The sequence below is a fragment of the Phenylobacterium sp. genome (genome assembly GCF_028290885.1).
In the GTDB taxonomy this organism is placed as follows: domain Bacteria; phylum Pseudomonadota; class Alphaproteobacteria; order Caulobacterales; family Caulobacteraceae; genus Phenylobacterium.
Genome location: NZ_JAQGIZ010000072.1, coordinates 1 through 8,888, shown reverse-complemented (window position 1 = coordinate 8,888; position 8,888 = coordinate 1). Strand labels below are relative to the sequence as shown.

The following is an 8,888-nucleotide window of genomic DNA, read 5'->3' as shown; positions in this document are numbered from 1 at the left end:
CCAGCCACAGCCGGTCGGCCACCAGCTCCATCAGCGAGCGGTCGTGGGTGATCAGGATCACCGCGCCTTCGTAGTCGTTGAGCGCGTCGAGCAGCGCGCGCCGGCTGTCGATGTCCAGGTGGTTGGTCGGCTCGTCGAGGATCAAGAGGTGCGGCGCCTCCATGGCCACCATGTTGAGCAGCAGCCGCGCACGCTCGCCTCCGGAGAGGTTGGCGACCGTGGTCTCGACCTTCTCGAAGCCGATGCCGAACTGGGCGAGCCGCGAGCGGCGCTGCGACTCAGAAGCCTGCGGCAGGGCGCGGCGGATGATCTCCAGCGGCGTGTCGGTGGGGTCCATGGCCTCGATCTGGTGCTGGTGGAACCAGCCCACGCGCAGCCGCTGGCTGCGGTGCAGGTGGCCCGCCTCGACGCTTAGCGCGCCGGCCACCAGCTTGGCGAAGGTCGACTTGCCGGCCCCGTTGACGCCCAGCAGGCCGATGCGGTCGTCGATGTCGAGCCGGAGGTTCAGCTTCTTCAGGATCGGCGGGCCGCCATAGCCGACGTCGGCGTCCTCCAGCCGCAGCAGCGGCGGCGGCAGCGGCCGTTCGGGCGAGGGCAGGACGAACGGGGCCACCCGATCCTCGATGACGTTGGAGACCGGCGGCAGCTTGGCGATCATCTTCAGGCGCGACTGGGCCTGAGTCGCCTTCGAGGCCTTGGCGCGGAACCGGTCGACGAAGGACTGCATGTGGGCGCGCTTGGCCTCGATCTTCACGCGCATGGCTTCCTGCAGGCGCAGCTTCTCGGTGACCTGGGTCTCGAAGCTGTCGTAGCCGCCGACATAGAGGTCGAGCTTGCCGTCCTTCAGATGCAGGATGTGGTCGACGGAGTTGTTGAGCAGCTCGCGGTCGTGGCTGATCACCATGGCGGTGTGCGGGTACTTCTTCAGCCGCGCCTCGAGCCACAGGGCGCCTTCCAGGTCGAGGTAGTTGGTGGGCTCGTCGAGCAGCAGGAGGTCCGGCGCGGCGAACAGCGAGGCGGCCAGCGCCACCCGCATCCGCCAGCCGCCGGAGAACTCGGCCATGGGCCGCGCCAGGTCGGCGTTGGAGAAGCCGAGGCCCGCCAGGATCTCGGCTGCGCGCGAGGGGGCCCGGTCGGCGTCGATCTCGATCAACCGGGCGTAGATCTCGCCCATATGCTCCGGCTCGGCGGTCTCCAGGTCGGCGAGCAGGGTCGCGCGCTCGATGTCGGCGGCGAGCACGGTGTCGAGCAGCGGCACGGGTGTCGCGGGATGCTCCTGGTCCACCGAGCCGATGCGAGCCGCGCGCGGCAGGCCGATCTCGCCCGAGCCGAGGGTGAGCTGGTTGAGGATCAGCTTGAACAGCGTCGACTTGCCGACGCCGTTGCGGCCCACCAGGCCAACCTTGGCGTCCTTGGGCAGGCTGACGGTCGCCTGGTCGAAGAACCGGCGGCCCCAGGCGTCGAATACGAGGTCTTTGATCTGCAACATGAGAGGAATCGCGAAATGGGCGCGGACCAGCGCTTCGCCGGGCCTGCGGAGGACGGGAAAGGTCAGGGATGAGAAGCCGCGCCGCCGCCTGACCGGGCGCGTCCATAGCAGACCGACAGGCCCGCGTCATGCCGATCCGCAAGCGGTGTTGCCGCACACGCCTTGGCGAGCGCGGACGAGGCAGGTATAGAGCCCGCCACCTCGCGGCGCGCCGCGGGCTTCCCAGCCATCAGAGACCAAAGATCCTCATGACCGAACGCACCTTCTCGATCATCAAGCCGGACGCCACCAGGCGGAACCTGACCGGGAAGATCAATGCGGTGATCGAGGACGCGGGCCTGCGCATCGTGGCCCAGCGCCGCATCCGCATGACCGAGGGGCAGGCCCGGAAATTCTACGAGGTTCACGCGGCCCGCCCGTTCTACGGCGAACTGGTGGAGTTCATGACCTCCGAGCCGGTCGTCGTGCAGGTACTTGAAGGCGCGAACGCAGTCGCCAAATACCGCGAGGTGATGGGCGCGACCAACCCGGCCGACGCGGCGCCCGGCACGATCCGCAAGCTCTACGCCGAAAGCGTCGGCGAGAATTCGGTGCACGGCTCGGACAGCCAGGAGAACGCCGCGCTCGAGATCGCCCAGTTCTTCACCGAGGCCGACATCGTCGGCTGAGGGCAACCAATCCGCCCGGCGGGGCTTCCTCGCCTGATATCCAATCCCATTCGAAAGTCGCGATGAGAGAAGACAAGATCGGGGGCTTCAACGAACGGTTGAGCTCCCAGGCCGAAGCACGCAGAGCGCTGCTGGAAAAGTTCAAGCCGAAACCCACTGTCCAAGCCGAAATCCTTGAGACCCGCGCCCAGCGCAAGGCTCGCGAGATCGAGGAAGTGCGCGCCAAGCGGGCCGCCGACAAGGAAGCCGCGCGCCTGAAGGCTGAGGCCGACAAGGAGGCGGCGCGTCTGGCGCTGGCCAACAACGAAGAGGCGCAACTCGAGCTGAAACGCCAGGACCGCAAGGACCGCAAGGCCCAGGCCAAGGCGGAAGCCCGCGCCAAGCGCGAAGCCAAGTCGGCCCAGCGCCGGAGCTGATCCTCAGTCTTCCGCCCCGCCCGAAAGCTTGCGGGACATGTCACCGTAGTAGCCCTGGATCAGGAGCTCGACGGTGTCGCCGCGCTCCTCGGCCTGGAAGGCCATGTCCTTGGCCATCTGGATGGCGGCCGACCGGCTGAGGCCGTGCTCGATGGCTTCGCCGTCGGAAAAGACGGTCCAGTCCCCGTCCTTGAGCGTCACCGCATACTGAACCATGTTCGTCCGTAGTCCTCCGCTCGAGCTTGAGCGTACGACTATGGTAAAAGTTCCGTGACAAGCTCTACGGGAAGTCCGTGGGGCGTATGGCGGTAGGCCTCTTCCCAGGCCAGCTTGCGTTCGGCCAGTTCCGCCGCGCCGGCCAGCCGCTTGGCGGTCGTCAGTCCCTCCAGGGCCGCAAGCCAGTGCTCATAATACCGCGAGCCGTCGTCTTCCGGCCCGGCCGCCTTCAGGCGCCCCGACAACGCTGCGGCCCATTCCGCCCAGGTGAAAGCGCCCTGCTCGTGCAGCTGCAGGGCGAGCGCGAAGGCCTGCGCCTGCCACGGCTCGGCGAACACCGGACCGCTCTCGTCGCGCGGCAGGCGGGGCAGGGCGAGCGGGTCAGGCGCGCTCAAGGTAGGGCTCCCAGAGATCGAGGCAGACGCTGCCGCGCGGATCGGCGGCCTCGCCCCACAGCTCCCGCGCCGTGAACCGCACCGTGTAGAGCGGGCGCGGGTCCTCGCCCTTGCCGTGGGCGTTGGAGTCCGGGAACACGTGCGCGCCATGCGTCCGCACGATCATGCCCGAGCGTCCGCGCACGTAGCGGGGCAGGCGGGTGTGGCCGTCGGGGTGGATGTTGCGGGCGCGCACCGCGTCTCCCGGCGCGAATTGCGGCGGTGCGGCGGCCTCGCGGACGTAGGAGCTGGCGTGGCTCAGCGCGCGTTCCACGGCCTCGGCCGCGAGCCGCGGCGTCCCCTTGGCGGAGCCCGGGGCGGCCTCGCCGCTGGCATATTCCTCGGGCGTCACGAGGCCCTGCTGCAGGAGCCGTTCGCTCAAGGACCGGAACCACTTCTCGTAGTAGCTCATCCGCAGGTATTCGGGGCCGGGGATGAGCTCCCGCTGGTGGCGCCCGGCGTCGATGTTGGCGCGTGTCGGCGAGGCGACGCTCATCGCATGCACCCGGGCTTCCCAGGGGGCGTGGAAGACGATCGCTTCCGGTTCCGGCTCGATCCGGCCGAGGCCCTGCATGCCGCCCATGTCGTGGACGCCGTTCACAGCCTCGCCGTCCCGATCATGCCGTCGCGGGTGACCAGCGCGGCCAGCGCGGCCTCATCCAGGCCGTCGGTGTTCGCGGGCCGCTCGGGGAGCACGAGGTAGCGGATCTCCGCCGTCGAATCCCAGACCTGGACCTCGGTGTCGGCCGGCAACTCCGTCCCGAACTCCCGCAGCACGCCGCGCGGATCGATGACGGCGCGCGAGCGGTAGGGCGAGGACTTGTACCAGACCGGCGGCAGGCCCAGCACCGGCCACGGGTAGCAGGAGCACAGGGTGCAGACGACGAGGTTGTGGACCTCCGGCGTGTTCTCCACCACCACCATGTGGTCGCCCTGACCGCCGGAATAGCCCAGCTCGGCGATGGCGGCGGTGGCGTCCTGCATCAGGCGGGCCTTGTAGGCCGGGTCAGTCCAGGCGCGGGCCACCACCCGCGCGCCGTTGCGCGGCCCGACCTTGTGCTCGAAGTGGTCGACGATGGCGTCCAGCGCCGCCGGATCGACCAGCCCCTTTTCGACCAGCAGCGATTCCAGCGCCTTCACGCGCAGCGCCAGGTCGGACGGCGGCTCCTGGCCGTGGTCATGATCGTGATCGTGGTGGTCGTGCGCCATGCCGCGAAAATGCTCCGAACGGGCGCAAAGGTGAAGCGCCGGGTGATGACCGGGCGGCGATCACCTGCGATGCTTGAGGCGCCTGGAGGCTTCTTCGCCATGACCACGCCCCATCTGATCTACTTCTCGGACCCGATGTGCTCCTGGTGCTACGGCTTCTCGCCGGTGATCGAGGACATTCGCCACACCTTCGGCCGTGCGCTGCCGATCCGCGTGGTGATGGGCGGCCTGCGCCCGGGGACCGAAACCCCGATGACGGAGGAGGCGAAGCTCGAGATCGCCGACCACTGGACGCACGTGCACGAGGCGACCGGCCTGCCGTTCAACGGCTCCGGCATGTCGCGGCCGGGCTTCGCCTACGACACCGATCCGGCCGCCCGCGCGGTGGTGGTGGCGCGCCGGGAGGGGGAGGAGATCGCGGCCACCTTCCTCGGACGAACCCAGCGCGCCTTCTACGCCGAGGGCCGCGACGTCACCACGGCGCAGGTGTTGAGCGAGCTGGCCGAGGAGGTCGGCCTCGACCGTGAAGCGTTCCTGGCGACCTGGGCCAGCGCCGAGGCCAAGGAGGAGACCTGGCGCGACTACGCCATCTCCCAGCGCGCCGGCGTCACCGGCTTCCCGACCCTGGTGGCCGGCCCCACCCCCGAAGGTGTCTATGGCGTCGTCACCCGCGGCTTCGCGCCGGGCGAGCAGGTGGTCGGCATCCTCAGGGAATGGCTGGACCGGATCGCCGCCTGAGAGGCCGGTCTTCAGAGGGCGACGCCGCGCAGGCCGGCCGCAGGGTTCAAGAGCGCCATGGCGCCGCTGGCGGATAGGGCGCGGCTGACGCCCTGCGCTTCCTGGCATCCTTCGTTCGCCAGCAGCATTTGTTGATGCTCGTCCTGAACCCCTTCGGCCGCGACCGTGAGGCCCAGCCCGGTTCCCAGGCCGACGAGTGCGCGCACGATGGCGGCGGATTGCGAATTGGCGCCCATGGCCTGGACGAGGCTGCGATCGATCTTGATCCGATCGATCTTGAAATTCCGAAGATGGTAGAGGCTTGAGTAGCCCGTTCCGAAGTCCTTCAGGGCGATCCTTACGCCGGTTTCCCGGATTGCGCCCAAGACCCCTTGCGCGCCCTCGAGATCCGCCACGACCGCGCTTTCAACGATCTCGAGCTCGAGCTGCGATGGGGATAATCCCGCATCGCCGAGAATCCTCACGACCCGAAGACCGAATGTCCGGTCCTTGAGTTGGGCCGGCGAGATGTTGAACGACAGGGTCACGTCCGGACCCCACGCCGTCGCGTCTCTGCAGGCCCTGCCGAGGAGATCGTCCGTCAAGCGTGCGATCAGTCCCGCGGTTTCGGCGATGGGGATGAACCGCCAGGCATCGAGAACGCCGAGACGCGGGTGACGCCACTGCGCCGCCGCCTCGAAACCCGTCAGCCGTCCGGACCGTATTTCGACGCAAGGCTGATAGAGGACTTCCAAGGCGCCCGAGCCGATGGCCGCGCGCAAGTCGCGCTCCAGTTGGTCGCGCTCCTGGATGTGCTGATCCATCTCCTCCTCGAAGAAGCGCAGGGCGCTCACCCCCTCGGCCTTGGCGCGATAGAGCGCCACGTCGGCCTTTCGAAGCAGGGTTTCCGCGTCCGCGCCGTCGAGCGGCGCCAGGGCGATGCCGATACCGGCGCCCATCTGATGCTCCGACCCGCCCGCGCGGACGGGCGGTTCCAGGGCCTCGATGATCCGCAGCGCCAGCCCGGTCGCGGCCTCGGCGCCGGCTATATGCCGGGCGAGCACGGCGAACTCATCCCCGCCCAGCCGTGCCACCAGATCGTTGTCCCGCACGGCCCTTCGAAGGCGCAGGGCGGTCTGGAAGAGCGCCTCGTCACCGACAGGGTGGCCGTGCACGTCATTGATTCGCTTGAAACCGTTGAGGTCGAGCATCAGCACGGCGTGCACTGCGTCGGCTCCAGGCGGGGCCGCCAAGGCCGCCTTCAGCGCGGCGTCGAACTGGCGGCGGTTCGGCAGGCCGGTCAGCGGATCTTCGAACGCCAGCGCCCTGGCCTCGTCCTCAGCGGCCCGGCGACGGCGGACTTCGCGGCCCTGCGCGCGCATCCGCGTCCAGGCGAACAGTCCGAAGCCGAGCGCGCAGACAGCGAACACCTCGTCGAGTTCGAGAACGGTCTCCCGGACGCGCATGGTTTCATTGGGAAAGACGTCGAGCTGCCAAACCGCGAGCAGCGCCGCGATGACCAGGACCCCGATCATCGCAGCGTCGGCCAATGTGAAGCGATGGCGGATGACGAAGGCCTTGAGCGCCGCAGTCTTAGGAAAGATTGCGTCTGATGTCATTCTCCCCGAACACTGCTCTCAGAAGCTGTAGGGACCGTTAAGGGCCAACGGGAAGTCGCAGCCCCCAACGCGCTACTTCAGCCGCGGCGGCGGGGCGTGGCCGAGCTCCTGGACCAGCTTGGTGAGCAGATAGAGCCGGGGTGTCACCGAGCTCAGCAGCAGGTATTCGGTGTCGGCGTGGAAGCCGCCGGCCGCGGGGCCCAGGCCGTCCAGCGCCGGGATCCCACCCTCGTAGGCCAGCGCCGATTCCGAGGCTCCGCCGTTGCCGCCGCGCGAAATCGTCTTGCCGATCCCGGCGTAGATCGCCTGCGCTCGATCGGCCAGCGCCTCGGTGCCTGGGTTGGTCGGCAGGGGCGGGAAGAATGGGTTCTGCCGCCAGACCCGGACCTTGGTGTCGGGAACAGCGGTCGTCTGTGCGTTCTTCTCCACCACCGCCATCACCTTGGCGAGGTCCGCCTTTTCGCGGATCCGCACGCTGTAGGTCGCCTGGGCGTCCTCGGGGATGATGTTGTCGCGCGTCCCGGCCTGCAGGACGGTAAGGTTCATTGTGATCCCGTCGCCCGTCTTCGGGAATCCGTCATTGGCGGCGATCTGGTGGATCAGCTCGGTGGCGGCGTTGCGGCCCTCGCCGGGAGCGATGCCCGCGTGCGCCGCGCGGCCCTTGACCTCGATGTGAACGGCCGCGGCGCCCTTGCGCCAGACGGTGAGCTTGTCGGGCAGGTCGCCGGGCTCCAGGTTCAGCTCCACGTCCGCGTCCGCCACCAGCTTGCCGATGAGCTTCTGCGTCCCCGGCGAGCCGCGCTCTTCCGAGGTTTCGATCAGGAAGACGATCTGCTTGAAATCCTTGAAGCCGAGGTCGTGCAGGATCTGCATCGCATAGATCCCCTCGACCACGCCGCCCTTCTCGTCGGAGACGCCTGGCCCATAGGCCTTCTCCGCATCCATCCGGAACGGCCGCCTGGCCGCCGTGCCCGGCCCGAACACCGTATCGATATGGCCGATCAGCAGGATGCGGCCCTTGCCCGCGCCCTTCAGCGTCGCGACCGTGTTCTCCGGCAGGCCCTCGGCCTCCGCCTTCATACTCTCGACCGAAAAACCCAGGGCCTTGAGCCGCGCCGCCAGGATGCCGGCGACCTTGCGTCCGCCATCGACGTCGCCGGTCCCCGAATCGATGTTGACCACCTGCTCCAGGAGCTTCAGTTGCTCCGGCCTTGCGGCTTCGGCCGCGGCCCAGACCTTGGCGTCCTTCGCTACTGCTTTCGGGGCCGCCTGAGCGGCCGATGCGCCGACAAGCGCCAGAGCGGCGCAGGCCGCCAGCCATTCGAACTTCATGGAAATCTCCCCAACTCCGGAATCTGGAGCATGGCCGGCCCTGCGGCGCAACTGTGTCAGGACAGTCTCCGCGCTGTAACAGACGTGTCACGGAGCGTCGCTAGCGATGGCGTAGGGCCACAGGATCCGTTGCACGCGCCGGTTGATTCGGCGTCGCGGGCCTGCACCCATCGATCAAACTGGCGGCCTTGCGGGGACGCACGCCTCAACCCTGGATGGATTGCGTATGACCACTTTGGCCTCCGGCGACGTTGCCCTCATCGGCTACTCCAGCGACACCGCCGGGAAGTCCTTCGCCTTCGTCCTGCTGAAGGACGTGGACGCGACGACGACGGTCAACTTCACCGATAACGGATGGCTGGCGGCGGGCGGCTTCCGCGCCGGCGAGGGCGTGCTGAGCTGGAGCGCGCCTGCGGGCGGCGCGACGGCGGGCACGGTAATCACTTTCACCGGCCTGACGGGCTCGTTCAATCCCTCGACCTCCGGCGACCAGATCATCGCCTATCAGGGCCCCGCGACCGCCGCGACGCCGCTCTTCGCCGTCGACTTCGCCGACAACAACACCGCCTTTGCCGCGGATGCGACGAGCTCGAACACCTCGGCCGTGCCGACCGGCCTGGTCGTCGGGACCACCGCCCTGGGCTTCGGACCGGACAACGGCGCCTATGCCGGTCCGACCGCCGGGACCGCGGGGGACCTGCTGCAGGCGATCGACAATCCGGCCAACTGGACCACCGACGACGCCAACCCGGTCGCCTACAAGACCGCCTTCACGGTCGCGGTCGGGA

General features: G+C 68.6%; 10 protein-coding genes and 1 pseudogene. 4 read left to right on the top strand and 7 right to left on the bottom strand.

The features are described 5' to 3' along the window. Nucleotides 1–1,489: ABC-F family ATP-binding cassette domain-containing protein (locus JWP28_RS05590; protein ID WP_299540899.1), on the bottom strand; the 1,489-nt coding region annotated here is incomplete at its 3' end. Nucleotides 1,490–1,737: 248 nt separating this feature from the next. Here JWP28_RS05590 and ndk point away from each other — a divergent pair. Further along, complete coding sequence (ndk, locus tag JWP28_RS05585) at nucleotides 1,738–2,157, top strand: nucleoside-diphosphate kinase (protein WP_299540898.1); 420 nt, start codon at nucleotides 1,738–1,740, stop codon at nucleotides 2,155–2,157. Nucleotides 2,158–2,219: 62 nt separating this feature from the next. Continuing rightward, a complete protein-coding gene (locus JWP28_RS05580) occupies nucleotides 2,220–2,573 on the top strand; it encodes a DUF6481 family protein (RefSeq protein ID WP_299540897.1) in 354 nt (117 codons plus the stop codon). Between the two features lie 3 nt (nucleotides 2,574–2,576). Here the strand turns inward: JWP28_RS05580 and JWP28_RS05575 are convergent, their stop codons facing one another. Genes JWP28_RS05575 through nthA form a run of 4 tightly spaced genes read right to left on the bottom strand, consistent with a single transcriptional unit; the run spans nucleotide 2,577 to nucleotide 4,432 of the window. Beyond that, nucleotides 2,577–2,789 (bottom strand): hypothetical protein, encoded by a 213-nt coding sequence (locus tag JWP28_RS05575; protein WP_299540896.1) that lies wholly within the window; start codon nucleotides 2,787–2,789, stop codon nucleotides 2,577–2,579. A 38-nt stretch (nucleotides 2,790–2,827) separates the two neighbouring features. Further along, the gene (locus JWP28_RS05570; protein WP_299540895.1) at nucleotides 2,828–3,184 is read right to left on the bottom strand and encodes a nitrile hydratase accessory protein; all 357 of its coding nucleotides are present in this window, start codon (nucleotides 3,182–3,184) and stop codon (nucleotides 2,828–2,830) included. Next, nucleotides 3,171–3,824, bottom strand: coding sequence for a nitrile hydratase subunit beta (gene nthB, locus JWP28_RS05565; protein WP_299540894.1), 654 nt, complete (start codon nucleotides 3,822–3,824; stop codon nucleotides 3,171–3,173). Before nthB ends, JWP28_RS05570 begins: the two co-directional genes overlap by 14 nt. Continuing rightward, nucleotides 3,821–4,432: a nitrile hydratase subunit alpha gene (gene nthA, locus JWP28_RS05560; protein WP_299540893.1), complete on the bottom strand. Its 612-nt coding sequence runs from the start codon at nucleotides 4,430–4,432 to the stop codon at nucleotides 3,821–3,823. The genes nthB and nthA overlap by 4 nt, the downstream gene beginning before the upstream one ends. A gap of 99 nt (nucleotides 4,433–4,531) precedes the next feature. Here nthA and JWP28_RS05555 point away from each other — a divergent pair, with 99 nt between their 5' ends. Beyond that, nucleotides 4,532–5,170 carry a DsbA family protein gene (locus JWP28_RS05555; RefSeq protein WP_299540892.1) on the top strand — a complete coding sequence of 213 codons (639 nt, stop codon included), beginning with the start codon at nucleotides 4,532–4,534 and terminating at the stop codon, nucleotides 5,168–5,170. A gap of 11 nt (nucleotides 5,171–5,181) precedes the next feature. Here JWP28_RS05555 and JWP28_RS05550 read toward each other — a convergent pair whose 3' ends face one another. Then, nucleotides 5,182–6,684: an EAL domain-containing protein gene (locus JWP28_RS05550; RefSeq protein ID WP_299540891.1), complete on the bottom strand. Its 1,503-nt coding sequence runs from the start codon at nucleotides 6,682–6,684 to the stop codon at nucleotides 5,182–5,184. A gap of 156 nt (nucleotides 6,685–6,840) precedes the next feature. Continuing rightward, nucleotides 6,841–8,100, bottom strand: coding sequence for a glutamate carboxypeptidase (locus JWP28_RS05545; RefSeq protein ID WP_299540889.1), 1,260 nt, complete (start codon nucleotides 8,098–8,100; stop codon nucleotides 6,841–6,843). 226 nt (nucleotides 8,101–8,326) lie between these two features. Here JWP28_RS05545 and JWP28_RS05540 point away from each other — a divergent pair. Then, nucleotides 8,327–8,888 (top strand): annotated as a pseudogene (locus tag JWP28_RS05540) (endonuclease/exonuclease/phosphatase); the annotation flags it as partial.

Bases quoted from the DNA above. Each gene is read 5' to 3' on its own strand.
- ndk (WP_299540898.1), top strand. From the start codon at position 1,738: ATGACCGAACGCACCTTCTCGATCATCAAGCCGGACGCCACCAGGCGG.
- JWP28_RS05580 (WP_299540897.1), top strand. From the start codon at position 2,220: ATGAGAGAAGACAAGATCGGGGGCTTCAACGAACGGTTGAGCTCCCAG.
- JWP28_RS05575 (WP_299540896.1), bottom strand. From the start codon at position 2,789: ATGGTTCAGTATGCGGTGACGCTCAAGGACGGGGACTGGACCGTCTTT.
- nthA (WP_299540893.1), bottom strand. From the start codon at position 4,432: ATGGCGCACGACCACCACGATCACGATCATGACCACGGCCAGGAGCCG.
- JWP28_RS05555 (WP_299540892.1), top strand. From the start codon at position 4,532: ATGACCACGCCCCATCTGATCTACTTCTCGGACCCGATGTGCTCCTGG.
- JWP28_RS05550 (WP_299540891.1), bottom strand. From the start codon at position 6,684: ATGATCGGGGTCCTGGTCATCGCGGCGCTGCTCGCGGTTTGGCAGCTC.
- JWP28_RS05545 (WP_299540889.1), bottom strand. From the start codon at position 8,100: ATGAAGTTCGAATGGCTGGCGGCCTGCGCCGCTCTGGCGCTTGTCGGC.